At 65.5% G+C, this 23985-nt stretch carries 27 protein-coding genes; 5 read left to right on the top strand and 22 right to left on the bottom strand.

Annotated features, from left to right (window positions below; genetic code table 11):
- Positions 1 to 44: 44 nt before the first annotated feature.
- The 16 genes from BMF89_RS06935 to BMF89_RS07010 form a co-directional block, all read right to left on the bottom strand.
- Positions 45 to 1217, bottom strand: a complete 1173-nt coding sequence (locus BMF89_RS06935) for a flagellar hook protein FlgE (protein ID WP_078106339.1) — start codon at positions 1215 to 1217, stop codon at positions 45 to 47.
- A gap of 43 nt (positions 1218 to 1260) precedes the next feature.
- The gene (locus tag BMF89_RS06940; protein WP_078106340.1) at positions 1261 to 1719 is read right to left on the bottom strand and encodes a flagellar hook capping FlgD N-terminal domain-containing protein; all 459 of its coding nucleotides are present in this window, start codon (positions 1717 to 1719) and stop codon (positions 1261 to 1263) included.
- Positions 1720 to 1735: 16 nt separating this feature from the next.
- A complete protein-coding gene (locus BMF89_RS06945) occupies positions 1736 to 3193 on the bottom strand; it encodes a flagellar hook-length control protein FliK (protein WP_078106341.1) in 1458 nt (485 codons plus the stop codon).
- The gene (locus BMF89_RS22590; protein WP_078106342.1) at positions 3193 to 3915 is read right to left on the bottom strand and encodes a C40 family peptidase; all 723 of its coding nucleotides are present in this window, start codon (positions 3913 to 3915) and stop codon (positions 3193 to 3195) included. Before BMF89_RS22590 ends, BMF89_RS06945 begins: the two co-directional genes overlap by 1 nt.
- The gene (locus tag BMF89_RS06955; protein ID WP_078106343.1) at positions 3912 to 4337 is read right to left on the bottom strand and encodes a flagellar FliJ family protein; all 426 of its coding nucleotides are present in this window, start codon (positions 4335 to 4337) and stop codon (positions 3912 to 3914) included. Before BMF89_RS06955 ends, BMF89_RS22590 begins: the two co-directional genes overlap by 4 nt.
- Positions 4334 to 5665 (bottom strand): FliI/YscN family ATPase, encoded by a 1332-nt coding sequence (locus BMF89_RS06960; RefSeq protein WP_078106344.1) that lies wholly within the window; start codon positions 5663 to 5665, stop codon positions 4334 to 4336. Before BMF89_RS06960 ends, BMF89_RS06955 begins: the two co-directional genes overlap by 4 nt.
- A complete protein-coding gene (locus BMF89_RS06965) occupies positions 5662 to 6276 on the bottom strand; it encodes a FliH/SctL family protein (protein WP_078106345.1) in 615 nt (204 codons plus the stop codon). Before BMF89_RS06965 ends, BMF89_RS06960 begins: the two co-directional genes overlap by 4 nt.
- Complete coding sequence (fliG, locus tag BMF89_RS06970; RefSeq protein ID WP_078106346.1) at positions 6266 to 7294, bottom strand: flagellar motor switch protein FliG; 1029 nt, start codon at positions 7292 to 7294, stop codon at positions 6266 to 6268. Before fliG ends, BMF89_RS06965 begins: the two co-directional genes overlap by 11 nt.
- The gene (fliF, locus tag BMF89_RS06975) at positions 7291 to 8910 is read right to left on the bottom strand and encodes a flagellar basal-body MS-ring/collar protein FliF (protein ID WP_078106347.1); all 1620 of its coding nucleotides are present in this window, start codon (positions 8908 to 8910) and stop codon (positions 7291 to 7293) included. The genes fliG and fliF overlap by 4 nt, the downstream gene beginning before the upstream one ends.
- Positions 8910 to 9251 carry a flagellar hook-basal body complex protein FliE gene (fliE, locus tag BMF89_RS06980; protein ID WP_078106348.1) on the bottom strand — a complete coding sequence of 114 codons (342 nt, stop codon included), beginning with the start codon at positions 9249 to 9251 and terminating at the stop codon, positions 8910 to 8912. Before fliE ends, fliF begins: the two co-directional genes overlap by 1 nt.
- Positions 9251 to 9643, bottom strand: a complete 393-nt coding sequence (locus BMF89_RS06985) for a flagellar basal body rod C-terminal domain-containing protein (RefSeq protein WP_078106349.1) — start codon at positions 9641 to 9643, stop codon at positions 9251 to 9253. Before BMF89_RS06985 ends, fliE begins: the two co-directional genes overlap by 1 nt.
- A complete protein-coding gene (locus BMF89_RS06990) occupies positions 9643 to 9984 on the bottom strand; it encodes a flagellar basal body protein (RefSeq protein ID WP_078106350.1) in 342 nt (113 codons plus the stop codon). The genes BMF89_RS06985 and BMF89_RS06990 overlap by 1 nt, the downstream gene beginning before the upstream one ends.
- A 135-nt stretch (positions 9985 to 10119) precedes the next feature.
- Complete coding sequence (locus BMF89_RS06995) at positions 10120 to 10395, bottom strand: hypothetical protein (protein WP_078106351.1); 276 nt, start codon at positions 10393 to 10395, stop codon at positions 10120 to 10122.
- A gap of 4 nt (positions 10396 to 10399) precedes the next feature.
- Positions 10400 to 10831, bottom strand: coding sequence for a flagellar export chaperone FliS (locus BMF89_RS07000; RefSeq protein ID WP_078106352.1), 432 nt, complete (start codon positions 10829 to 10831; stop codon positions 10400 to 10402).
- 9 nt (positions 10832 to 10840) lie between these two features.
- Entirely contained in the window at positions 10841 to 12223 is a 1383-nt protein-coding gene (gene fliD / locus BMF89_RS07005; protein ID WP_078106353.1) for a flagellar filament capping protein FliD, read from the bottom strand.
- Between the two features lie 113 nt (positions 12224 to 12336).
- On the bottom strand, positions 12337 to 13227 hold the full coding sequence (locus BMF89_RS07010; RefSeq protein WP_171983422.1) for a flagellin: 891 nt from the start codon (positions 13225 to 13227) through the stop codon (positions 12337 to 12339).
- A gap of 298 nt (positions 13228 to 13525) precedes the next feature.
- On the opposite strand from BMF89_RS07010, the gene BMF89_RS07015 reads away from it, so the two are divergent.
- The 5 genes from BMF89_RS07015 to BMF89_RS07035 all read left to right on the top strand — a co-directional run bounded on the left by BMF89_RS07015 (position 13526) and on the right by BMF89_RS07035 (position 18892).
- Positions 13526 to 14026, top strand: a complete 501-nt coding sequence (locus BMF89_RS07015) for a flagellar protein FlgN (RefSeq protein ID WP_078106354.1) — start codon at positions 13526 to 13528, stop codon at positions 14024 to 14026.
- Positions 14027 to 14101: 75 nt separating this feature from the next.
- Complete coding sequence (gene flgK, locus BMF89_RS07020) at positions 14102 to 15523, top strand: flagellar hook-associated protein FlgK (protein ID WP_078106355.1); 1422 nt, start codon at positions 14102 to 14104, stop codon at positions 15521 to 15523.
- Positions 15524 to 15526: 3 nt separating this feature from the next.
- Entirely contained in the window at positions 15527 to 16414 is an 888-nt protein-coding gene (locus tag BMF89_RS07025; protein WP_078106356.1) for a flagellin, read from the top strand.
- Complete coding sequence (locus tag BMF89_RS07030) at positions 16411 to 16797, top strand: flagellar assembly protein FliW (protein WP_078106357.1); 387 nt, start codon at positions 16411 to 16413, stop codon at positions 16795 to 16797. Before BMF89_RS07025 ends, BMF89_RS07030 begins: the two co-directional genes overlap by 4 nt.
- A 529-nt stretch (positions 16798 to 17326) precedes the next feature.
- The gene (locus BMF89_RS07035) at positions 17327 to 18892 is read left to right on the top strand and encodes an APC family permease (protein WP_078106358.1); all 1566 of its coding nucleotides are present in this window, start codon (positions 17327 to 17329) and stop codon (positions 18890 to 18892) included.
- Between the two features lie 64 nt (positions 18893 to 18956).
- Here the strand turns inward: BMF89_RS07035 and BMF89_RS07040 are convergent, their stop codons facing one another.
- The 6 genes from BMF89_RS07040 to BMF89_RS07060 all read right to left on the bottom strand — a co-directional run bounded on the left by BMF89_RS07040 (position 18957) and on the right by BMF89_RS07060 (position 23977).
- Positions 18957 to 19502: a hypothetical protein gene (locus BMF89_RS07040; protein WP_078106359.1), complete on the bottom strand. Its 546-nt coding sequence runs from the start codon at positions 19500 to 19502 to the stop codon at positions 18957 to 18959.
- A gap of 352 nt (positions 19503 to 19854) precedes the next feature.
- Positions 19855 to 20157, bottom strand: coding sequence for a DUF4193 domain-containing protein (locus BMF89_RS07045; RefSeq protein ID WP_078106360.1), 303 nt, complete (start codon positions 20155 to 20157; stop codon positions 19855 to 19857).
- Positions 20158 to 20300: 143 nt separating this feature from the next.
- Positions 20301 to 20477, bottom strand: coding sequence for a hypothetical protein (locus BMF89_RS21905; protein WP_171983423.1), 177 nt, complete (start codon positions 20475 to 20477; stop codon positions 20301 to 20303).
- A 56-nt stretch (positions 20478 to 20533) separates the two neighbouring features.
- Entirely contained in the window at positions 20534 to 21373 is an 840-nt protein-coding gene (locus BMF89_RS07050) for a DUF6454 family protein (protein ID WP_078106361.1), read from the bottom strand.
- Positions 21354 to 22901 carry an inositol monophosphatase family protein gene (locus BMF89_RS07055; RefSeq protein ID WP_078106362.1) on the bottom strand — a complete coding sequence of 516 codons (1548 nt, stop codon included), beginning with the start codon at positions 22899 to 22901 and terminating at the stop codon, positions 21354 to 21356. The genes BMF89_RS07050 and BMF89_RS07055 overlap by 20 nt, the downstream gene beginning before the upstream one ends.
- On the bottom strand, positions 22898 to 23977 hold the full coding sequence (locus BMF89_RS07060) for an ABC transporter ATP-binding protein (RefSeq protein WP_078106363.1): 1080 nt from the start codon (positions 23975 to 23977) through the stop codon (positions 22898 to 22900). The genes BMF89_RS07055 and BMF89_RS07060 overlap by 4 nt, the downstream gene beginning before the upstream one ends.
- Positions 23978 to 23985 lie beyond the last annotated feature (8 nt).

Below are 23985 nucleotides of genomic sequence, written 5' to 3' on the forward strand. Positions count from 1 at the left end.
GCGTCCAAGGATGCCGGCCACCTTGCTTTTAAAGGGCAGCATCACTAGTGCTTAAGGTTCGTCAGCTCCTGGAGAACCTCATCCGAGGTGGTGATGATGCGGGCGTTGGCCTGGAAGCCGCGCTGGGCCACGATCAGGTTGGTGAATTCCTGGGAGAGGTCCACGTTGGACATTTCGAGGGCCCCGGCAGTCAGGGTACCGAGTCCCGCGGCGCCCGGGGCACCCAACTGGGCCGCGCCCGAGTTGGCGGTAGCCACGTAAGTCGAGCTACCGGCTTTTTCAAGGCCTCCGGGGTTGGTGAAGCGGGCAAGGGCCACCTGTGCCAACACCTGCTTGGCACCATTGCTGAACGAGCCGATGAGTGAGCCGTCGCCGCCCAGGGTGAAGGACTCCAGCTTTCCTGCCTCGGATCCGTTCTGGCTGCCGACCGTGAGCGTGCTCATGGAGGCAAAGCCGGTCACAGTAGACATGTCCACCGTGATGCCGCCGACGGTCATGGCACCGCCCGAGGTCAGCGCACCGTTCGCGAACGTGAGGGTGGTGTTGCCTGCGGCGCCGTTGGCGTCTGCCCCGGCCACATCCCAACCGCCCGCAGAGCGGCTGAACGTGAGCGTCAAGCTGCGGGAAGCGCCGTCGGCGTCGTAGACCTTGACTTGGCGCTCCACGCTGGTCCCCACGGCCGCGTCGGACGGCAGGTTTCCGTCAAGCGAGGCCTTGGTGGTGGCGACCGCCGCCGAGGTGGTGTTGGGCGAGAGGGCGATGGGGCCGATGGGACCGCCCTGGTTCACGACGCCGTTGGCGGCGGACCAGCCCTGCAGGATGCCGCCGTCGGGACTCACGAGCCGGCCGGCCGCGTCCATGTCGAAGGCGCCGGCGCGCGTGTAGAGCTGCTGGCCGGCCTTGCTGGTGATGAAGAACCCGTCGCCGGAGATCATCATGTCGGTGGCGCGCCCGGTGCTCTGCGACGAGCCCTGGCTGAAGTTGGTGCTGATTCCCGCCACGCGCACGCCCAGGCCGATCTGGGCGGGGTTGGTGCCACCGGTTTCAGTCTGCGGGGCGCCGGCGCCCTGCGTCATCTGGGAAAGCGTGTCCTGGAACTGGGTGGAGGAAGCCTTGAAGCCGGCGGTGTTCACGTTGGCGATGTTGTTTCCCGTGACGTCCAGCATGGCCTGGTGGGCACGGAGGCCGGAAATTCCGGAGTACAGCGAACGAAGCATGGTGTTGCCTTTCTTCGGGTGGTTCGGGGAGTCTTATGGAGCGTCAGGCGGTGGGCGAAGGAGCCGGTGTGGGCGACGTTGCGGCCGTCATCCCGCTGATGGAATCGAGCGGAACGTTCACTCCCCCGACCGCCACCGTGGGGGTTCCGGCAGCGAAGGAAACAGAGCTCGCGACGCCGGAGCCCTTCGTCCCGTCCGGGAGAGCGTAGCTGACGTTGTGGCCGATGACCTGTGCCGCAGCGCTGCGCATCTGGAGCGAAAAGCTCTCCTTGGCGTCGGCGGTGAGTTCCGTCATTTTTTCCATCATGGACAGCTGGACGGTCTGGCTCATCATCTGGTTGGTATCCATGGGTGAGCTCGGATCCTGGTTCTTCAGTTGTGTCACCAGCAGGGACATGAACATGTTCGAGTCCATGGACTGCGCGGGCGCGGACGCGGCGGTTCCGGCTGCGGTGGTTCCAGGCTGGACTCCGCTGCTTGCCGCGATGGCTTGGATGGTCACTATTGGCTCTCCTTCATCAGACAAGAATGTCCAGGCTGCTGGTACTGCTTCGGGGAAGTACGACGGCGGTCCGCGGCAGGCGAACCGGCTCGCCGTCGCTGCCGCGCGGGAAGGCGGAGCTATCGGCCGGGCGTCGGTCCCGGGGGTCCGAGCCTCCCGCGCCGGCACCGGCCGGAGCGTTGTGTTCGGACAGGTCGAGGCTGGCGCCGAAGCCTGCTTCGCCGAGTCCGCGCCGCAGTTCCGGCAGGACGCTACGCACTGCCTCGCGGCCTGCTTCTCCGGGGGCGAACAATTCGATCCGCACCCCTGAACCGTCGATATGGGCCCGGACCGTCAGCGGGCCGAGGTCTTCCGGGGACAGCTTCAAGGTCATGACATGGGCGCCGGGCGCCGCCGAGGCAAGGGAGAACAGCGGCCCGGACACTTGTGGCAGCAGTTTCGCTGGGTCTGCCTGGGGCGTGAGGGGTGCCATGTCTGCGGGGGCCGCCGAAGGAGCTTCCTGGAGCGGCGACGCTGGCTGCACCACCACCGGTATCCCAGCCGGAATCCCCGGAGGAAGCGGGGGTGCTGCGGCCGCCGGGGTGTCCTCCCCGAGGATCCGCTGTGGCTCCTGCGGCGTCGTAGGTTTCCCGGCGGGAAGTGCGACGGCGGTGGCGGACTCGCCTGCCGGGGCCGCGGTCGCGTCGACCCCGGGTTCGGGGCCGGCGGGCAACGGTTTGGTGGGCAGCGCGGTTCCGGGAAGAGGGCTCGCGGGCAACGGGCTCGTCGGTTGAGTGCCGGCGGGCTGCAGACTGGCCGGCAATAGGCTGGCCGGGATCTGACCGGTCTGGCGTGAGCTTTGACCAGGCTTTCCGAGCAGCACTGCCGGCACAGGCGGAGCAGGGACCAAAAGAGGAGGGACCGCAGGCGCTTGGGCCGAAGTACCGGAGGCCTTCGAAGGCACCGGGTTTGCCGTCAGCGCCGCCTGAATGCTGCCCGTATCCATCCCTACGGCAAGGCCTGCCGTTGCCACCGTGCCTGCAACCACTCTGGCCGGCGCCGTACCGTCAACCACGCCGACTTTGACCGGCACAGCGCCGCCCGAGCTGCTCGCCTGCGGAGCAGCGGTCCCGGCTGAGGGACCGCCGGCAACGGCGGCCGCGCCCGCAACAGCACCTGCCGCAACAGCGGCAACAACACCCGCAACGACACCTGCCGCATCCACAGCACCCGCCGCATCAACCGTGTCCTTGGGGACCTTCGTCCCCTCCGGCTTGGCAGCTCGGGCGAGCGGCACGGTAGCGTCGGCCGCGGGCTTCCCCTGCGCGCCGCCGTCGGGCGCTTGCTGCGCGGTCCCATCGGAGGTCTTCGGACCCGACGCCAGCACGCCGTTCATCACCGCCTCGAAACCGGCGGAGGCGCCAAGCTGCGGCACCAGCGGAGAGCCCGGAACAGCCGGACGCGGGGAGGCCGCAACGGCGGGAGGCAACTGCATCACGAGCCTCCCGCCGGGACTATGCGGCGGATCGCGGTCAAGTTGGACTGCTGTTCCCACGCATCGCGGATCTGGATGGTCTGGCCGGGGACGGGAGCGTCGATCGCTTTGCCGTTACCAAGGTAGATGGAGATGTGTTCGCCGCCGAAACTGACCAGGAGGTCGCCGGGCTTGGCCTGGGCCAAGGACGCCACTGGCGTGCCTTGGCGCATTTGATCGCTGACGACGCGCGGCAGATTGACGCCGAGATCCTTGAAGACACGCTGCACGAAGCCCGAGCAATCCATGCCCACGGCCGGGTCCGTGCCGCCCCACACGTAGGGCACGCCCACGTATTTCTTGGCGTCAGCCACTACGGCATCGCCGGTGACACCGCCGGCGGCCGTGCCGGTTCCGACCCCCGAAAGCACTCCGAGGCCCGCAATGCCGGAGAGCGCGGCATTGCCGGGGAGGGCTGCAACGCCGGAGAGGCCCGCGGTTCCCGCGAGACCCGCGGTGCCGTCGAGGCCCAAGGAAGAAGCGAGCTGGCTGACGTCCGGCGTCGTCGATCCCCCGACGGCGGTGCTCAGCGCTTGCGCGAAGGACGCCGCGTCCGTCGAAGAGGCCGTACCCGCGGAAGGGTCGGCCGTCGCGGAAGTTGCTTGCGGGCTGATGCCCTGGCTAAGTTGCTGCAACATCGATTGGATGCTTTGGATGCGCCCGATGGCCTCCGCCATGCTCATGAGGTGGCCTTCCGGTGCCACGCGGAGGACGCGATCTCGTCGAGCACGCTTTGTTCGGCGTGCAGCGCGTAAGCCTCGAAAGCGGCGCCGTGACGGGTTTCGAGCTTCTCCAGTCCCACGGCCCGGCGCTTTGCCTCGGTGTATTCGGCACGGGCCTCGGCGGCTTCAGCTTCCGCGCTGGCGGCCAAGGCGTCAAGCTCAGCCAACATGCTTTGCGCGGACGCGCGGGAGGCCGCGATGGCCAGGAGCGACGCGGAGCTTCCGGGATCTCCGGCGGATTCGGCCAGCTCTTCCCGGGCCGTAGCGCGCCGGGATCGCAAGGACGCGGTCCGGGAGTTGGCGCGCGCCAGGCCGCTGGCAGCGGCATCCTGCTGGGTCTGGCGCAGGCGCAACAGCCCGGCCAGGGAGAATTGACGGTTCACGCGGCTCCTTCGAGGCTTGCGGAGAGCCGGAAGAGTTCCGGCCACGACTCGCTGTACGGGGTGGAATCGTCCATGCTTTGCTGCAGGAACCCGTTGATGGCGGCTTCATGGTCCAGCGCCGAGTCAACCAAGGGATTGCTGCCACGGTGGTAGGCCCCGACGTCGATCAGGTCCTGCGCGCTGCGCCGCGCGGCGAGGACCCTGCGCAGGGAGGCCGCGAGCGCCGTGCGATCAGCGGAGTTGACCTTGGAAGCCACGCGGGACACCGATCCAAGGACATCCACCGAGGGGAAGTGCCCCGTGACGGCGAGCTTCCGGTCCAGGACCACGTGTCCGTCGAGAATCGAGCGGGCGGCGTCGGCGATCGGTTCGTTGTGGTCGTCGCCGTCCACCAGCACCGTGTAGATACCGGTCACGGATCCGGTTTCGGCGGTGCCGGCGCGTTCCAGGAGCCGGGCCAGCACGGAAAAGGTCGACGGCGGGTAGCCGCGGGTGGCGGGAGGTTCTCCGGCGGAGAGGCCGATTTCGCGCTGGGCCATGGCCACACGGGTCAGCGAATCCATCATGAGCACCACGTCCTGGCCGGCCTCGCGGAAGGATTCGGCAATCCGGGTGGCCGTGACGGCGGCGCGCAAGCGCATCAGGGCAGGTTCATCGGACGTTGCAATAACCACCACTGAACGGGCCAGGCCTTCGGGACCGAGGTCATCTTCCAGGAACTCCCGCACTTCGCGCCCGCGCTCCCCCACCAAGGCAATCACGGAGACTTCGGCGTCGGTGCCGCGGGCGATCATGGACAGCAGCGAGGACTTGCCGACGCCCGAGCCTGCGAACAGCCCCATGCGCTGGCCGCGGCCAAGGGTGGCCATGGTGTCCAGGACACGGACGCCCGTCTGGAGCGGTGTGTCCACCCGGGCGCGGTGCATCGCGGACGGGGCTTCGTTGTCCAGGGGGACCATGGGACTCGCGGGCAATGGGCCCTTGCCGTCGATCGGACGCCCGAGCCCATCCAATACCCGCCCGAAAAGGCCGCGGCCGGTAGGGACCAGGATCGGAGCGCCCTTGGAACGGGCCGGGTCTCCCGCGGCCACTCCGGTCAACCGTCCCAGCGGCATGCAGCGCACGGCGCCACTGACTGAGGCGACCACTTCGGCGTCAAGTCCCGGGGCCTCACCGATGGTGACCAGATCTCCCACCGCGCAGTCCAACCCGGAGACCTCCAGGCCAAGGCCGAGCACGGACGTCACAGTGCCCACCCGCTGCGGTGCCGCGGCGGCGAGGGCTGCGCGGAAACGGCCTGCGTGCGGCCGGTATGCGGTAAGGCTCATGCGTCGTTCCCCAACAGGGCTGCTTTGGCCCTGTCCACCGCGGTACCGAGCCGGGCGTCGAGCCAGCCCTGCGGATACTCCGCGATCGCATCGCCGCGGCCCAGTGCGGGATCGGCCTTGAGTTCGACGCCGGCCACGCTCCCGACGTCGACGGCGGTCAGCGCGGCGAGGTCCTCCGGGTGGAGCCGGACAGTGGTCACTGTTTGCACGTCGGAGACCGTTGCCAGGGCACGGGCCAAGACGGCGCGGGCGGTGTTCGCGCCGTCGTTGAGCTCGTAGCCCAGGATGGCTTCGGCGAGTTCCATCGCACCGGCTGCCAAGACGTCCTGTGCTTCCTCCAGCACGGCGCCGCGGCGCTGCCGGGACTCGGCGGCCGCCGCTTCGAGCGCACGGACAGCGTGCCCCACGGCCAGGCGCCCGGCGTCGAGCATTGCGCGGTGTTCGGCTTGAAGCTGTTCCCGGAGACCCAGCTGTTCGGCGGCCGCTGCCCGGATTCCGGCCGCGTAGCCTGCCGCGTGCCCCTGGGTGTACCCCCGGTCCTCCTTGCGTGAGCTCGTGGCCGGCTGGATGTCCGGGAAGACCACCCTCCGGAGTCCGGCTTCAGTAGACATAGTCGTCTTCTTCGCCGCGCCGGACCACGATGGCGCCTTCGGCCTCAAGCTCACGGATGGAACGGACAATCTCTGCCCGCGCCTCTTCAACCTGGGAGGCGCGCACAGGCCCGGCGGAAGCCATCTCGGCTTCGAGGATTTCGAGGTTGCGCCCGGATACGTTGGTGCGCACTGCCTCGAGCACGGCGGAGGGCGCACCCTTCATGGCGACGGCGAGCACTTCGGCATTGACGCCGCGCAGGATCTGCTGGATGTCGCGGCGTTCCAACTTCACGATGTCCACGAACGTCAGCATCCGGGCGCGCACTTCCGTGGCCAGCTCCGGATCGAGGGTTTCCAGGCCTTCCAACACGGAGCGCTCGGTGTTGATGTCGGATCGGTTGATGATGTCGACGAGGGGCTGGATGCCGCCCACAATCTCACTCGACTTCCTTTGCGACATGACGGCTCCGGCGCGAACCTTGAGGGTCTCGGTCACGATGCCCACGGCTTCCGGCGAAGCCATCCCCATGGTGGCGATGCAACGGGCCACCTCACTCCGTTGCACGTCGCCCAGGCCGGCCATGACGGCGGATGCCTTGCCTGGCCGCAAATGCGCCAGGATCAAGGCAATGGTCTGCGGCATTTCGCCGTCGATGAGGGCCAGGAGCTGGCCGGGATCCATCATTTCCAGGAATTCGAAGGACTTCCCGGCCATCGTGGATGCGAGACGGTCCATGAAACCGGCGGCTTTGTCCGCACCGAAGGACGCTTCCAGGAGCCCGACGGCGAATTCCTGGCCGCCGCGGGCCGTGCGGCGCCCGCTGACCGCAAGGTCGTGGAATTCTGTCAGGACATGGTCCGCCACGGCTGACGAGACGCGGCGCAAGCGCACGATCTCGCCCGCGATGTCCTCGGCCTCGGACTCGGAGAACTGGGTCATGAGGGAGGCTGCGCTGGCCGGGCTCATCTGCATCAGCACCACGGCCACCTTCTGGGCACCGGTCAAGCCGCCTACGTCCAACTCCCCGGCCCTCATACCGGCTGCCTTTCATCCATGAGTCCCCGCAGGTAATCGGCGGTCCGTGCCGGGTTCTCGGCAACCATGGCCTCAATCTGCGCCCGCCGCCGTTCGCCGTCGAGAGCTTCGGCTCCGGACATCGGCAACGCCGGAACCGGATGCACAGGCGGCAGTTCGATCGCCGACGTGGCGGGGGGCCCTTCGAGCGCCGGAACGGACACCGCTTGGGGCAGCATCTCGTAGTCCATCCGCTCGCCAAGATCGACGGGCTCGCGGCGCTGCCGGCGGCGCAGGAGGATCAGCACCAGCACAATCAGCGCGACCACGGCCAGCAGGACGCTTCCGGCCAGGATGAGGGTATTCATCAAATCCGACTGTTGCTTGGCATCGGCTTGCGCTTTTGCCGCGCCCAGCGCCTGTGTCGCTGCGTCTGCAGCGGAAGTGCTGAAGGGCAGCACCTCAACCGTGACCACGTCGCCGCGGGTGGGATCGACGCCGGCCGCGGAAGTGACGAGCGCCTTGACGGAGTTGACGTTGAGTCCGGCCGCCGCGGCCTGGTTGATGGCGACGGAGATCGTCTGGCGTTTGAGGGCGCCTTGCGGAATGGTGCGGTCCTCCGTGACCTTGTTGACGGCGTTGTTCTTGGTGGTGTCGCTGGAGTCGAAGGTCCCGTTGCCGTTGGTGCCGCCCGGCACGGCAATGTTGTCCGGGCCCAGGACACCGGAGGCGCCGCCGCCGGTTCCCGTGTACTTCTCTGTCTTGGTGGTCTCGCTCAGCGGAGCGGCATCCTTGGCGGTGGAGAACGTCTCGCTGCGCTGCTGCGCAGACTCGCCCGTCACATCGGCCGCGACGGCGACGGTGGCGTTGCCGGGGCCGACTACCCGGTCCAGGACGGCCTTCACCGAATCGGAGGTGCGCTGCTGGTAGTCGGCGGCTTGCTTGGACGAGGACCCTGTGGCTCCCCCTCCCACAGTGGAGAGGACGTTGCCTTGGGAGTCCACCACGGTCACGTTCGTTGGCTTCAGGTTTTCGATCGCCGCCGAGGTCAAGTGCACGATTGCCTGGACCTTGTCTGCGGACAGGGTGATACCCGGCTGCGTTTCCACGAACACGGATGCCGTGGCGTCGGGAGCATTGTCCACGAAGACGGTTTTGGCGGGAAGGGCCAACTGCACGGCGGCTGTCTTCACGCCGTCCATCGCCTGGATGGTGGTGGCGAGTTCGCCCTCAAGCGCGCGCTTGTACGTCACGGTCTGCTGGAACTCGGACGAGGTCACCCCGAGCTTGTCGAGCAGGGAATAGCCTGTGGCCGCGGCCGCCGGCAGGCCCGCCGCGGCTGCTTTCAGCCGTTCGTCGTTGACCTTGTCGTCGGGGACAAGGATGGTGGAACCGCCGTTGCTGAGCTCGTACGGAACATTGTCCTTGCGCAGCTGCTCCACGATGCTGTTGGCGTCCGTGTCCTTCAAGCCTGAGAACAGCGGCGAGTAGGACGGCTTGCCCAACCATGCTGACAGGGCCACTCCGCCGAGCACCAGGACGGCGATGCCGATGATGGCGATGGTGCGCTGCCCGGCGGTGAAGCCCTTGAATCCATCGCCTATCTTGCGGAAGAAGGCGGCAATCTGTGGGGGCATCAGGCCTGCATCCTCATGATCTCGTTGAACGCGTCAACGCCCTTGTTCCGTACCGTGGAGACAAGCTCCATGGTGATCTGGGCGCGCGTGGCAGCGATCGTCGCCTTGTGGATGTCGTCGAGGTTGCCCGTCACCGCAGATACCGCCAGCTGGTTCGACGTCGATTGCAGTGACTGGAGGTTGTCCACGGCACCGGTCAGCGCCGTCGCAAAGCCGTTGCCGCCCGCCGCCCCGGTGGTTCCGCTGACGCTGTCTGTGCCGCCCAGGTAGCCGGTGCCGGTGACTCCCTGTACGGAAAACCCCCCGCTGCCCTGAATTGCGCCGATCGGGTCCAAAGCCATCAGGATTTTCCTATCTCGAGCGCTGCTTGGTAAGTCTCACGGGCACGGTCGACAACTTGCGCGTTGGCCTGGTAGCCGCGTTGCGCCACAATCAGCGCACCCATTTGTTCGGAGAGGTCGATGTCCGGGTAACGCACGTACCCCTGGGAGTCGGCAAGCGGATGGTCCGGTTGGTACACCAGCCTGCCGGTGGCACTGCCCTGGGGGGTGCTCTTGACGTACACGCCGTTTCCATCGCTGCCTTCGGCGGCTTCGACGTAGCGGGCTTGGAAGGCCTTGCCGCTGGTGCGGGACACGTCGTTGATGTTCGCGAGGTTGTCCGAGACGGCATCGAGCCACTTGCGGTGGACAGTCAGGGCGGTGCCGGCAATGCCGATCGCGTCGAAAGTCATCAGCTGGTCCTCAGTGCCGTGCGGATCGCGGTGAATTCGTCTCCGACGGCCCGGGCCGCGAACTGGTAGCGCAGGACGGTGTCCACGTTGGAGAGGGTTTCCGTGTCCAGGTTCACGTTGTTGCCGTTGAGCTGGGTGGGTTCCTGCGACGTTGACACCGTGGGTGCAGCGTAACCATTACCGGCGCTCACCGAGGCCGCGAGCGCGTCCTCGAACTGCACCCTTTTGGCGTGGTAGTTCGGGGTATTGATGTTCGCGATGTTGTTGGCGATGGTGTTCTGGCGCAAGGAGAGCCCATCCAGGGCGCTGCCAAGCGCAACAGAAGTCACTGAGTCGAACACGTCGGCCTGCCTTCGCGAATAGATATGAAGAGGCCGATCCGTGGCCGTGCATCGAGCAATCCCTGCTCAACTTCCACCATCGGCACGCGCCGGGGATCCGTTAGTCGATTCAGGGATAGTTTTCGGTACTTTTCTTCAGCCTTGGACGTCGAGGATCAACGGACGGGAGGCATCGCGGCTTCCAGGGACTGTGCTGAGTGCATCCAGGTGGGCAAGGGCGTCGTTCCGGATTTTGCCGAGGATGTTCACGGATTCCAGCTGCGCGTCAAGGAGCCGCCGCGCCCTGTCCACCAAAGCCTGCGGAAGGGGCCCGGCCTCGGCAGGGGGATTCCAGGGCACGGGCTCTCCCCCGGAGACCGCGACGGCGATATCGGCTTCCAGCCGGTCCAGGATGTCGGACCATTCCCGCATCGGGTCAGCCGACACCGAGGGTGCCCATCGTACTGGCGGTCCCACCCTGGGCAGGAAGCTGCGAAGAGGCGTCATGCCAGCCTTGCCGAAGCGGTTCCAGCAGCGCGATGCATTCCTTGGTCCGGTTGACGTCGCGGTAGATGTTGGCCCCGATCATGGCTTCCATCGAGTACTGGTAGATGCTCAGCAGTCCGGGCGCGCCATCCCAAGCGTCGGTCTTCAAGGTGGAGGACAACTCCGTGACGATCGCCTGGGCATGCAGGAGGTTTTCCCTGGCGACGCCCCAATCGGCGTTCTCCTGGGCGAATTGGGCGCGGCCCAGGTCCAGAAGGAGGCGGTCGTACAGCATGGTGAGGAGCCTGGCCGGTGGGGCCGAGAGGATCGCGTCGGTGTTGTACTTGCTGAGCTGGCTGGCTCGAAGTGCTGTGGCGGTCACGGATGATCCTTATTTGGAGGGTGCGGGGGCGAGGGAAGCCAGTTGGCCGGAAAGCCAGGAGGACTGGGATTTGAGGTTCCCGAGCATGACTTCCATGTTGGTGTAGACGGCTTTGAGGGAGGCCCTGCGGTCGGCGAGGCGGGTGTCCCAGTCGGCGATCTGGGAGGTCAGGTCGGACACTTCGGACTGCTGGCCTTTGATCAGCTGCGGAACGGAGCCGTTGACCGGGTCCGAGGCGTTCGTCGTTGCCGTCGCCACGCGGGCGGCGATCTGGGACAGGGCCGACTGGGTTCCGGCCGGGTCGGCCGCCAACGCCGAGGCGAACTTGTCCTTGTCGAAGGTGAACGTGCCGTCCTTTTCGATGACGATGCCGTAGTCGGAGGGCGACTTGCCGTTCACCGGGGCGACCACCGCCTCGGTGACGGCATCGCTGACGGCGCGGACGGAGCTGTTTCCGGTGAAGACACCTCCTTGGGCGCTGGCGACGCCGGCGGAGTTGGTGGTCGTGCTCACTGCACTGCTGCTGGAGATGAGGCCCAGGAGGTTGTTCACGGACGAGACCAGGTCGCTGGCTTTCTTCGTGATTCCCGCGGTATCGCTGGCGACCGTGACGGTGACCGGCGAGGAGCTCACGGCTGTGGCGGTCACCGCGACACCGGGAAGGACCTCGCTGAACGTGTTGCTGGAGGAGGTGATGGTCTGCTGCGCAGCGGTGCCGGCATACAGGACAGCCTGGGCGTCCTGGGCTGGTTTGACGATGGCAGCCGTGGGTGCGGCAAACAAGTCCGTTGCGGTCCCTGCCGTGACATCGGCAGCGGTGCCCTGGTACGCCTGGAAGTCGCCCGCAGCGCCGCCCGTAGTGGAAGTCAGCTGCAGGCGGTAGGTGCCGTTTCCGGCCGGGACTTTGACCGCGGTCGCTGGACCGCCGGCGGCGTTCACGGCCTTGACTACATCGTCAAGGCTGGTCGAGGCAGGGGTGATTTCGGTGGCCTTGCCGGTTTTGTCCACCAGGGTCAGGTGTGCCGGATTCCCGGTCGCATCGGTGGGCCAGGTGGTGAGAGCTTGAGTGACGCCGATCTTCGTGGACGACAGCTGGGTCACGGTGACATCGATTGAGCCTGCGGCCGCAGTGGTGGAGGCGGTGGCCGTCACGGCGGGGTTGTTCGTGGTGGCCGTGAACATATTGGTCGCGCCGGGCGCCGAGATCGAGGAGGCCAGGGAGTTCAGCACCGTCAGATTGGTGTTGAGGCTGGTGAGCGAGGTGATCATCGACTGGTCGGTGGCGACCTTGGACTGCAACTGCTGCTGGGGCAGTGCTTCCACCGCCATTTGCGCGTCGATCATGGAGGTGGTGTTCAGACCGCTGGCGAGGCCGTCAATCGATGTTCCCACTCGGGTGTTCCTTCCAAAGTTATGCTGCTGCTAACCGCCAATGGCGGCCAGTCGGGTATAGGGCCCGAGCTGACCGCCACCGGCGATGATGGATCCGCCAGGCGGTTCCGGGTTTAGCCGAGGAGCTTCAGGACACCCTGGCCGGACTGGTTGGCCTGAGCCAGCATGGCCGTACCGGCCTGCTGCAGGATGTTGGCCTTGGTGAACTTGACCATTTCCTGGGCCATGTCGACGTCGGTGATGCGGGACTGAGCGGCCTGCAGGTTCTCACCGGAGACGTTTAGGGTGTTGATCGCGTGCTGCAGGCGGTTCTGGGTCGCGCCCAGGCCAGCGCGCTGGGTGGAGACGTTCTTGATCGCCGTGTCGATCTTGGCGATCGTCGCCTGAGCGTTGGTTGCGGCATCGCCGGAGTTGAGGGACGTGTCCTGCACGTTGAAGTCGGTAGCGCCGTTAGCACCGGAAAGAGCACCGACTGCGGTAGCCACGTCGCCGACCGTGACGTCGATCTTGTCGTTGCCAGTGCTGCCGGTGCCGACCTGGATGCTCAGGGTGCCGGTAGTCGAGTTAACGCCGGTTCCGAGCTTGCCCTTGAGCAGGTCGATGCCGTTGAAGTTGGTGCCGTTGGTCAGGCGGTCCAGTTCCTTGCCGAGGGAGTCGCCTTCGGTCTTGATGGCCTGGCGCGCGTCGGCGTTGTTCGTGTCGGACGAGCCCTGGACAGCCAGGTCGCGCATGCGCTGCAGGATCGAGGTGACTTCGCCGAGGGCGCCTTCGGTGGTCTGGATGACCGAGATGCCGTCCTGGGCGTTGCGGGCCGCGATTGCCGAGCCGGACACCTGGGACTTGAGGCCCTCGGAGATGGTCAGTCCGGCAGCATCGTCAGCAGCACTGTTGATGCGCAGGCCGCTGGAAAGCTTCTGCATCGAGCTGGCCACGTCGTTCTGGGTGTTGCTGAGGTTGCGGTAGGCGTTGTTCGCCATCAGGTTTGTGTTGATTGCCATGCCCATGGTGTTTCCTCCGTGATTGGGTCTCTTGGTACTCCAGGCCGTCCGTGGCCTGTCACTTCTGGTTATCGGAACAACGTTCCTTTTGGTTAGCAAAAATCCGCAGGGAAATTTTGCGGCAGCCCACAAAATCCGCAGGCCGCCGCTTGACTGGACAAAGCAGACAAATCATGTATGAACAACGCCTAACGCGCGGGCCACTGCAGCCGATAGTTGTCTTCAACGCGGCGAAGGCACAGGGGAAAGTGCTTCTCGCGGCAATGCACCCGAAAAACCAACCCGGAACTGGAGTTGACCCGACATGGCCATCCATGAACTGTCGGCCCTGCTGTGGCGGGAACGTGAGCTACTGGACCTGCTGACGTTCAAGCTGGAGGAAGAGCAGCTGCTCCTCACAGCGGGCAAATCCCGATGGTTGCCGCATGGCACGCGGGAAGTCGAGCAAGTACTGGAACATTTGTCCAAGGCAGGCCTTGCCAGGGCCGTGGAAGTTGCCGCTGTGGCGGACCAATGGGGCCTGCCCTCGGAGTCCTCGCTGGGCACGCTTGCCTCGTCCGCGCCGGAAGCGGCCTGGGCCGACGTCTTGTCCTCGCACCTGAATGCGATGCAGCAGCAGACCGCCACCATCAAACATTTGCGTGATTCAAACGAGCAGTTCCTCCGCGCTGCCGTCCGTTCCACCCAGGAAACCATGGCGGATCTGAAGCCGGCCGCCGGGACCTACGACTCCCATGGCCGGACAGGGGTCCAAGGCAGGACTCCGGACTCAACCCCGTCCCGCCTCTTCGACCAGCAATTCTGACCGGAACTCATCAAACGCAGACGGCTAAGCAAAGGCCGGACCAGTAGAGGTCCGGATCACCCAAAGGACAAAGCAGTGAGCACATTCGGCGGACTCAATACGGCCTACTTGGGCCTCACCGCAGCGCAGCAGGCGATCAACGTGGCGGGGCAGAACATCGCCAACGCCGGCACGGACGGCTACACAAGGCAACGCATCGAACAATCGGCCCTCAGCGCGCCGGTCCGGACGGGCCTTGTCGCAGCCGGGGTCCAGCCGGGCCAGGGCGTATCCGTCGATGGAATCGCCCGTCTGGGCAATAGCTTCCTCGACGCCGGGGTCCGTTCCACGGCTGCCGAGGCCGGCTACGCCGGATACCGTTCCACCGAGCTCCAGCAGCTCGAAGGCTCGCTGAACGAGCCAGGGCCTTCCGGGATATCCACGGCGCTGCAGACTTTCTGGTCCTCCTGGCAAGGCATCTCCAACAACCCGGGACAGGCCGCGCCTGCCGGCATGCTGCTTCAGGCAGGTACAACCCTCGCCAATGCTGTTTCGAATGGTTACAAGGCCGTGGACGCGCAGTGGACCCGCGTCCACGGAGAAGCCCAAGGCACCGTCTCGACCCTGAACGACGCCGCCTCCCGCGTGGCCAACTTCAACGCGACCATCCGCTCCGTGACGGCCTCGGGAGGCTCCGCCAACGAACTTATTGATGCCCGCAACCAGGTGACCGAGACCATCTCGTCCTTGGCCGGAGGCACTGTCCGGGACAACGCCGACGGCACGGTGGACGTTTTCGTCGGAGGCAACGCCATCGTCTCCGGCACCTCGCACCGCGACCTCGCGCTGGCAGGCCAAACAAGCATGGGCGCGCCCGGCGCGCCAGTCCAGTTGGAGTGGGCGGACCGTCCCGGTGTCGCGGTACCGCTCGACGGCGGAAAGCTCGCCGGCGCGGTCTCCCTCCTCGCCCCGGCCGCTCCGGGAGGTGCCGGCGGGGCCATCGCCGAAGCCGCCGCGTCCTACAACGCCTTCGCCACCAAACTGACGAACGACGTCAATGCCGTGCACCGTACCGGACAGTCCACCACTGGTGCCACCAACCTCGACTTCTTCGCGACCAACCCCGGCGCTCCGGCTGCGCTGTCCCTCAGCGTCGTCCCGACGAGCGCCGCAGGAATCGCCACCGGCAGCCCCGGCTCCGGCGCCCTCGACGGCAGCATCGCGGACGCCGTGGCCCAAATCGGCACCGGGCAGGGCTCCCCCGACGTTCTATGGTCCGGAATTGTCACAGGAATCGGCACAACGTCGCGTTCGGCACAGCAGCACCAGCAGCTCGCCGAAGCGGCGAGCGCTGCCGCCGTCGGGCAGCGTTCCTCAGGAGCCTCCGTAAGCCTCGACGAGGAGAACATCAGCCTCCTCACCAACCAACACGCCTACCAGGCGGCCGCCCGGGCATTGACCGCGGTGGACGAGACCCTCGACGTCCTGATCAACCACACCGGATTGGTGGGAAGGTAAGCCATGCTCAACAGAGTCACCACCCAGACGATGGCCGCCGCCGCGCAGCTGAACCTCCAGGCGGGGTCGGCCAAGCTGGCAGCCCTTCAGGACAAGGCCAGCAACCTCACGAACATCACCCGGCCCTCCGACGACCCAACGGGGCTGGCGAATGCCTTGGCAGTGCGAGGACAGATCAGCGCCGCCGGACAGTATTCGAACAACATCAACGACGGCAATGGTTGGCTGACCACGGCGGACGCGGCCCTGGGGCAGGCGACCAACATCCTCAACCAGGTCCGCGACCTCACCGTGCAAGCCTCCAGCGGCTCGCTCAACAGCACCGCCAAGGAGGCGATCGCCGTCGAAATCGAAGGACTCAACAAGGACCTCCTCAGCGGCGCGAACACGCAGTACCTCGGCCGCAACGTTTTTGCGGGAAGTTCCGATTCGGCCGGCGCCTTCAGCAATGCCACGCCACCCGTCTTCAATGGAACGCCGGGCAGTACGGTGCAGCGGCGCGTCGATGCGAACCAGACGGTGCGCGTAGACGCCGACGGCGGTGCGATCTTCGGGAGCGGCGCCACTTCGGTTTTCGCCTTGGTGAGCAACGTCGTCGCCGACATCCGCTCCGGTGCCGACGTCAGCAGCCGCTTGACGGCGCTCGGCGACAGCATCAAAACAGTCATCAGCGGACGGTCAGACGTCGGAGTGAGGCAGACGAAGCTGATGAGCGCGCAGAACTCCGTGGACGGACTGAAGGCCTCGCTTGAGGTCCAACGCTCCGGCATTGAAGACGCAGACATAGGCAAGGCGGTCATGGACTTGAAGCTGCAGGAAACCAACTACCAGGTTGCCCTCGCTGTCACTGCCAAGACGTTGCAGCCCACGCTCATGGATTTCCTGAAATGAGCACGGCACAGGCTTCCCGCGAGTTGAGCTTCACGGCGCCCATGCCGGGGCTCGAAGCCTCTGCCGGCTTCGCCTTGCGGGGAATCGACGGCGCGCCCGGGCTCTACGCGATGGAGTCGGCCAGTCCGCGCATCCGGATGTTCCTGGCCGAGGCCGCCGTCTATCTTCCGGACTACGCGCCCGCCATCCCCCGCACGATGCTGGAAGACCTCGGCCTGGACCGGGCCGAGCTGGCAACCACCCTGGTAGTGGTCAACCCGACTCCGGAAAAGACAACAGTCAATCTCGCGGCCCCCATCGTACTCAACCCGGAAACCGGACGCTGCACGCAACTGCTCCTCGACAGCAAGGAATACCCTCTCCGGGCCGAGCTGAGCGCCTAAGCAAACGCCCGCTCACTTTTAGGCCCCTCCCGGCAGACGCTCGCTCAGATGATCTGAGCGGGCGTCTGCGCTTTTGACCGCATATGTGAGCGAGCGTCCGGGCTTTTGACTGCATATGTGAGCGGGCGTCCTGTCTTGCGCTGCGGGATCGTCGCCGACCCATCGGCCCTCCACAACGCCCGCTCACCTTTGGGCTGCTTCCCGCGAACGCCCGCTCACCTTTGGGCCATTTCCGGCGAACGCCCGCTCACCTTCGGGCCATTTCCGGCGAACGCCCGCTCAGGTGATCCACTCCCAAACCAAAATTGTTTCGGCAAACCACTTGCGCCCAGGCTTCTGCGCGTTCATACTAAATGAACGTCATTCATTTAGTGACTCCCGTCTCACCGGAGAACAGCCATCATGATCCACACCACTAACCCGGGCGCCCCAACCTCTCCCGCCCGCCATCAGCTTCGATGACCCCACAGACGGTTTTCACTGCATCGCCCAGCAACAATCTTCGGCCCATCTAGAAAGAGCCAAGCACATGACTCAAATAACCCGCCCAAGCGCCAGGAAAACCGTGGAGGCCCACGATCCCGCCGGCACCGAACACGGCATCAGCGGCAAAGGACTCAAGACGGGGCAGCTGGGGCTCCTCGCCGTCGTCGTCCTGGGTATTTCCTCCGTGGCACCCGCCTACAGCCTCACCAGCTCACTCGGCCCGGCGGTCAACGCGGTGGGCCTTCAGCTGCCTGCGATCTTCATCGTCGCCTTCATCCCGATGATCCTCGTGGCGTTCGCCTACCGGGAGCTCAACGCGGACTCCCCGGACAGCGGCACCACCTTCACGTGGGCCACCAAGGCATTCGGCCCGTTCATCGGCTGGATGGGCGGTTGGGGGCTGCTCGCGGCGAACATCATCGTCCTGTCCAACTTGGCAGGCGTCGCGGTGGACTTCTTCTACCTCTTCCTCGCCCAGGTCTTCGGCAATCCCGATCTTGCCGACCTCACCACCAACAAGGCCTTGAACATCGCCACCTGCCTTGCCTTCGTGGCACTGGCTGTCTGGGTCAGCTACCGGGGCCTGCATGCCACCAAACTGGTGCAGTACGCCATGGTGGGATTCCAGGTAGTGGTCTTGGGCGTGTTCATCGTCATGGCCCTCACCCACGCTTCCTCCGGTGACACCCCTACGGCCATTTCTTTCAGCTGGGACTGGTTCGACCCCACGAAGATCAGCAGCTTTGAGCAATTCGCTGCCGGCATGTCCTTGGCAGTCTTCGTCTACTGGGGCTGGGACGTCTGCTTGACGGTCAATGAAGAGACCAAGGGCGGCAAAGGCACTGCCGGCAAAGCGGGCACCACGACGGCGATCGCCGTGCTGGGACTCTACGTCGCCGTGATCGTCGCGACCATGATGGTGGCAGGCGTCGGTGGAGACGGCATCGGGCTTAACAACCCGGACAACCAGTCCAACATCTTCGCCGCACTCGCTTCACCCGTGATGGGCCCCCTGGCCATCCTGATGTCCTTGGCCGTACTCGCAGGCACAGCGTCGTCCCTGCAGTCCACCATGGCCTCACCGGCCCGAAGCCTTCTCGCCATGGGTCACTACGGCGCCCTCCCGCACAAGTTCTCCACCGTGAGCAAGCGCTTCGGTTCCCCCGGATTCGCAACCATCATCGCCGGGGCTATCTCCGGCGGGTTCTACGCCATCATGAAGGTGGTCAGCGAGAACGTCCTCAACGACACCATCCTGGCCCTGGGCTTGATGATCTGCTTCTACTACGGAATGACCGCCTTTGCCTGCGCTTGGTACTTCCGGCACAGCGTGTTCAGCAGCGTCCGCAACTTCTTCATGCGCCTGCTCTTCCCGGTGGTCGGCGGCGTCGTGCTGACCCTCGTCTTCATCCAGACTGCAGTGGACAGCTGGTCCCCGTCGTTCGGCAGCGGTTCCGAGATCTTCGGCGTCGGCCTCGTTTTCATCATCGGCGTGGGCATTCTGGTCCTCGGAGCGGTGGTCATGGTGATCATGGCCCGCGTCCGGCCCGGCTTCTTCCGCGGCGAAACCCTCCGCAAGGACACTCCGGCCCTCGTGGTTCCGGAGTAACCCTCCAGCGCGCCAGAAGCCCTGTTCCGGAATCACCCGGGACGGGGCTTCTGTGTTTGTTGCTTCACCACATGTGGGCGACGTCGATCACCAGCCGCGATCCCGTTCCCGGACCAGCCAGCGTGAAGACCCTGAAGGGAAGCCGGGCGCGAAGACCCAGGCCAAGGCTCGTGTATCCTTCGAAGCTGCCCGCGTAAGCCACCTGCCGGAAGGTCTTGTAGTCCGAGACGTTCGTCAGCTCGTTCTTGTCTGCCGGGTTGTACGTGGCGTTGCCGCCGGCGGAGTACGCCGGTGCGTTGACTGTGATTTGCAGGAACGCATTGCCTCTCAGGTCAACGGGAAGTCCCGAGCCGTCCTGCAGTACCTGTGGAACGTAACGGATCGAGTAGCCGGCAACGGCGCCGTTCAGGTCGATCACCAGGCGGTCAAAGCATGGTTGCGGGCCCGTCCTGACATTGACCACTTGTGCCTGGGCCAGCGCCGGGTTGGACTTCGCCAGCGATCCCCACACAATCCCGCAATACGGAGCGGCGGACGCTGGTCCCGGAGCCACGAGGCCGAGCCCGACGGCCACTAAGACTGTTCCCAAGCACGCGTGAAACCTTCTCACCGGGACCCACTCCCCTTAGATACTTGAGAGATCCGATACCTCAAATCGTAGGAGTGTCCGGGACCTTTCGGAGGCTTCGTTTCCGCTTCGGCCCCCAACCGTTAGTGGAGCTCCCGAAGGGTCACGGCGACGTGATGATGCAGCCTGGATTCCGCGTCTTTCCCGGGCTTTGGCGCTGTTTCGCGCCCCGTTCGTTATCCCGGATAACGACGCCGGATGGGTTACTGCTGAGGGGTCGCGAGGTGCGGGCACGATCTGCCAAAAGTCTGCTGGGCGGGACATGCAAAAGCCCCACCCGGCTGGTGTGGTGTTGCTGGATTCCAGTCGTGCGGGGCTGCTTTGCGTGCGGGGTTTAGCCTTCGCACTCGCGGCAGTACTTGAGGCCGTTCTTTTCCAGCGCGATCTGCGACCGGTGACGGACCAGGAAGCACGATGAACACGTGAATTCATCGGACTGCTCCGGGACAACGATGACGGTCAGTTCTTCACCGGACAGATCGGCGCCCGGAAGGTCTATCCCTTCGGCTGTGTCGTTCTCGTCGATGTCGATCACAGCAGTCTGGGCACCGGAGCCGCGCGATGCCTGAAGGGCCTCGAGCGATTCGGCGGGAGACTCTTCTTCGGTCTTGCGTGGGGCGTCGTAATCGGTAGCCATTGTTGTGGTTCACTTTCGTTGCTGCATAGTGCCATTTCAGGCACCTCAGTGAAGCAGTTTAGGGCATAGTACACGCCATCAACGAATAGTGTGTCCAACAAGACATTTGGCCACGTAAAAACCCCGGAATCCCGGGGTTTTCGCTACTCCCCAGCCCGCATTTTCCTGGCCTGAGCATCCGCAATGGCCACACCGCTGAGGGCCGGGAGCCAGCCGTAGCGGGTGGTTTCAGTAGCGCCGGAGGCCCCCAGCTCGGCGGCGTCGTAGAAGTAGGCAGCTTCGATCCAGGCGCTCACCTTGGACATGATGGAGACGATCATGCGGCCAAACTACCGAGGCCGCATTCAGGACCCGTTTCCGCCCTGTCACAGCCGTGTTAAATGATCCTGTAGCTCAGTATCCGCGTGCCGCCGTCGTCGTGGCCGTCATCCGGAGCGGCGTGAATCAGCAGTCCGGATTCATCCGAGGTGACGGTGACAGGGTTGCGGGTAATGACGTGACCCGCGCCGCTGAACACGCTGATGGGCACGTCCCGAATGACTCTTCTCCGAACCGGTTCCACCAGCGCCAGTCCTCCGAGTTCAAGGACACCGCCATCGGCCTCCGGCAAGAGGGAAATACCGCTGCACAACAGGAGGCCCGGGCCCAGGAGTTGGGCATCCTGGTAGTCGACGAAGTGCCCGGGGTTCTCCCACTGATCCAGCAGCCGCCCGTCCGTGTCCCAGGTGTAGAGCTGCCGGGAACCCCAGCTTCCGCCGAACACCTGGTCCAGTCCGGGATCGCGGAGGATCCAACCGATGTGGTCGTCCACACGGAACCGCTCGCTGACCTCGAAGGTGTCCGGATCGATCGTATAGACGATGCTTCTGCTCGCGGCCCGGTACTCGGCGACGGAAACCCACACGTGGTCGCCGTCGAAATCGATACCACCGGGGTGATACGCGGCGTCCTCGCCCACGGGAATATCGCGCAGCAGCCCGCCGTCCGGTCCGAGGACGAACACGTGCCCGCTCCCCCGTCCGGGAGTGCGCAGCGCGGGATCCGCCGCGGGGCGCGGCGGATCGAGGATCTCAACGGAGGACAAGAACGTCAGTCCCCTGGCGAACGCCATGCCCTGCGGGTGGTGGGTCGGAAAGTCGAGGCGGATCTCCCCGAGCGGTTCGAAGCGGCTCCGCCGGTCGAGCGCGGAGAGGAGCTCAGTCTCCCGCATCGGCATGCGTCTGCCTCCACAATTCGTAAAGCTCGGCTGCGAATTCCGGACGGGCGGCAAGGACCCCGCCCTGTTCCGGGAACGTGTCCATCTCGCCTTCGGAGTTGAGCACGACGCCTCCAGCCTCCTGAACAATAAGCGTCGCCGCCAGGTGATCGATCGGGCTGAAACTCCCGATGATCGCCCCCGCACCACGTCCGGCGGCTACGCCCACCACCGTCATGGTCGCCGAACCCATGATCCGCATGATGCAGTGCCGCTCGCCCAGCTCCGCGAGCAGTTCCAGCATCCCGGGCCACGGCAAATGTCCCGCTAGTTCGGTCGCCACTACGGTTCCGGCCAGGGCCGCCGTCGAACTCCCCCCGGGAGCCAGTGCTAGCGGTATTCCGTTGAGCCAGGCGCCGTGACCCGCCCACCCCTCGAAAATCTCGCCTCGCCAGGGATCAACGACGACGGCGACAGCTGGCTTGCGGTCCACAGCCAAGGCAAGCGAGAAGGCCGTCCACGGAATCCGGTTCACGTAATTGGTCGTCCCGTCGACCGGGTCAAGGTACCAACATGGTGCGCCGGGCACCGCGACTCCACCCATTTCCTCGCCAACCACTGTGTGGCCGGGAAGGCGGGCGGCAATCACTTCGCGGACGTGGCGCTCGACGGCGACATCGACTTCCGTGACCAGGTCGGCAGGGTGCGCCTTGGTCGAGACCTGGCCGCGATCGGCGTCCCGCATGTAACCGACGACCCATTCGGCCAGTTCCAGCGCGACTTTCCGGGACTCAAGAACTTCATCTCCGGCGAGTCCCCCGGGAGCCTGGGCCGAATCCCACACCTGCGGGTCTTCGGCGATGGCGCTTTGCAACAGGTCCAGCTGGTTGCTCGTGATCGAATCCACGCCGAGTCCCAAGGCCCAGCGCATTGTTTCGAGATCATCAATGGTCCAGCACGCAACTTTGGCCCCCGCGGCGTGGATCTGTTCCACCACGTCCTTGCTGAGGACCACGTGCTCGGAATTGACGAACTCGGGATTCAGCTCGGCGAGCAGCTCTTCCGGCGGGGCGGTCCTCTTGCTCCAGGGCAGCCAAATCCGTGCGTCCTGGTCAAGGGCGCGGATGATCCGCATTCCGTCCAGGTTTCCGCACCAGGCCACTTCGATGCCGCTTTCGCGCACGACGGCGGCAGCCGCCCCTGCGGGGCCGGGCTCGTCCATGTCGATGAGCAAAGTTGACCGGCGGCCGCGGAAAAGCTCTATGGCTTCGGAAAGCAGGGGAATCCGCTCCTCGCCGGCGCCCAGTTGCCTGACGTGGTCATAGTCGACGTCTGCGGCGTCGGCGTCGAGGCCCCAAATCCTGAGCAGTGAGGCATCGTGGAGCAGGATCACCTGCCCGTCCTTCGTGACCCGGACGTCCACCTCCACCAGGTCCGCACCCGCGTCGACGGCAGAGGCAATGGCGGGCAGCGTGTTCTCCAGATGTTTGCTGGAGTCGCCGCGATGGGCCGTGGCGCTGGTCCTTTTGGTGTCAATGGTGTTGCTCAAAGTGCGGCACCTGCTTCTGCTACCAGGCGTCCGTCCCGGAAGGTCATGGCCTTGCGGATGCCGGCATAGAGCTGTTGGCCTGGCCGCATGAGCTCGCCGCTGACAAAGCTGCGGAGCTGGGCGTCGGCCCTGCGCACGTACACTTCCTGGAAGTGTCCGCGCGGGACAACCCTCTCGACCGTTGCCGGGACCGCACCCGCGAAGGGCGCGTCCGCCAGGATGACGTCCTCGGGTCGGATCCCGAGAATGTCCGGGCCGGTGGCAATAAGTCCGTTGTTGAGCGAGCCTTCGATGCGGTTCATGCTGCCGATGAAAGTGGCCACAAACTCGGTTTCCGGGCGGGCATAGAGGGCTTCCGGTGTGCTGTATTGCTCGATCCGGCCAGCATTCATGACGGCGATGCGGTCGGACATGGACATCGCTTCTTCCTGGTCATGGGTGACGATGACCGTGGTGATGCCCAGTTCCTGCTGGATCTTGCGGATGTCTTCACGCACTTTGACCCGCAGTTTCGCGTCCAGGTTGCTCAAGGGTTCGTCCAGAAGCAAGAGCTTCGGCTCCTGGACGAGTGCCCGGGCCAAAGCCACGCGTTGCTGCTCGCCGCCGGAAATGCGGGCGGGCTTGGAATCCTTGTGATGCAAAAGGCTGACCAGCTCCAGGACGGCTTCCACCCTGTCCTTGATCTCCGCCTTGGACATTTTGCGGAGCTTCAGCGGGAAGCCGACGTTTTTGGCCACGGTCATGTGGGGCCACAGCGCGTAGTTTTGGAACACCATCGCGCTGGGGCGGCTCTCCGCGCCGAGGTGCGATACCTCTTGGCCTTCCACCTCGATGGAGCCGGAGTCCGGTTCCAGGAAGCCGGCGATCATGCGCAGCGTGGTTGTCTTGCCGCAGCCGGAGGGCCCCAGCAAGGACACCAGTTCGCCCTCCTTGACCGAGAGATCGAGGTTGTCGATGATGGTGCGGCCGCCGAGGACCTTGTGGAGGCCGCGGATGGCCAGGCCACCGCCCGACGCCGGTGTGCCCGGCTTTGTGGGGCTGGCGGGCAGTTCGGTCAATGGTTCATGGATTGTCATGGGTAGGT

The organism is Arthrobacter sp. SRS-W-1-2016, from assembly GCF_002009585.1.
Taxonomy (GTDB): Bacteria; Actinomycetota; Actinomycetes; order Actinomycetales; family Micrococcaceae; genus Arthrobacter; species Arthrobacter bambusae_A.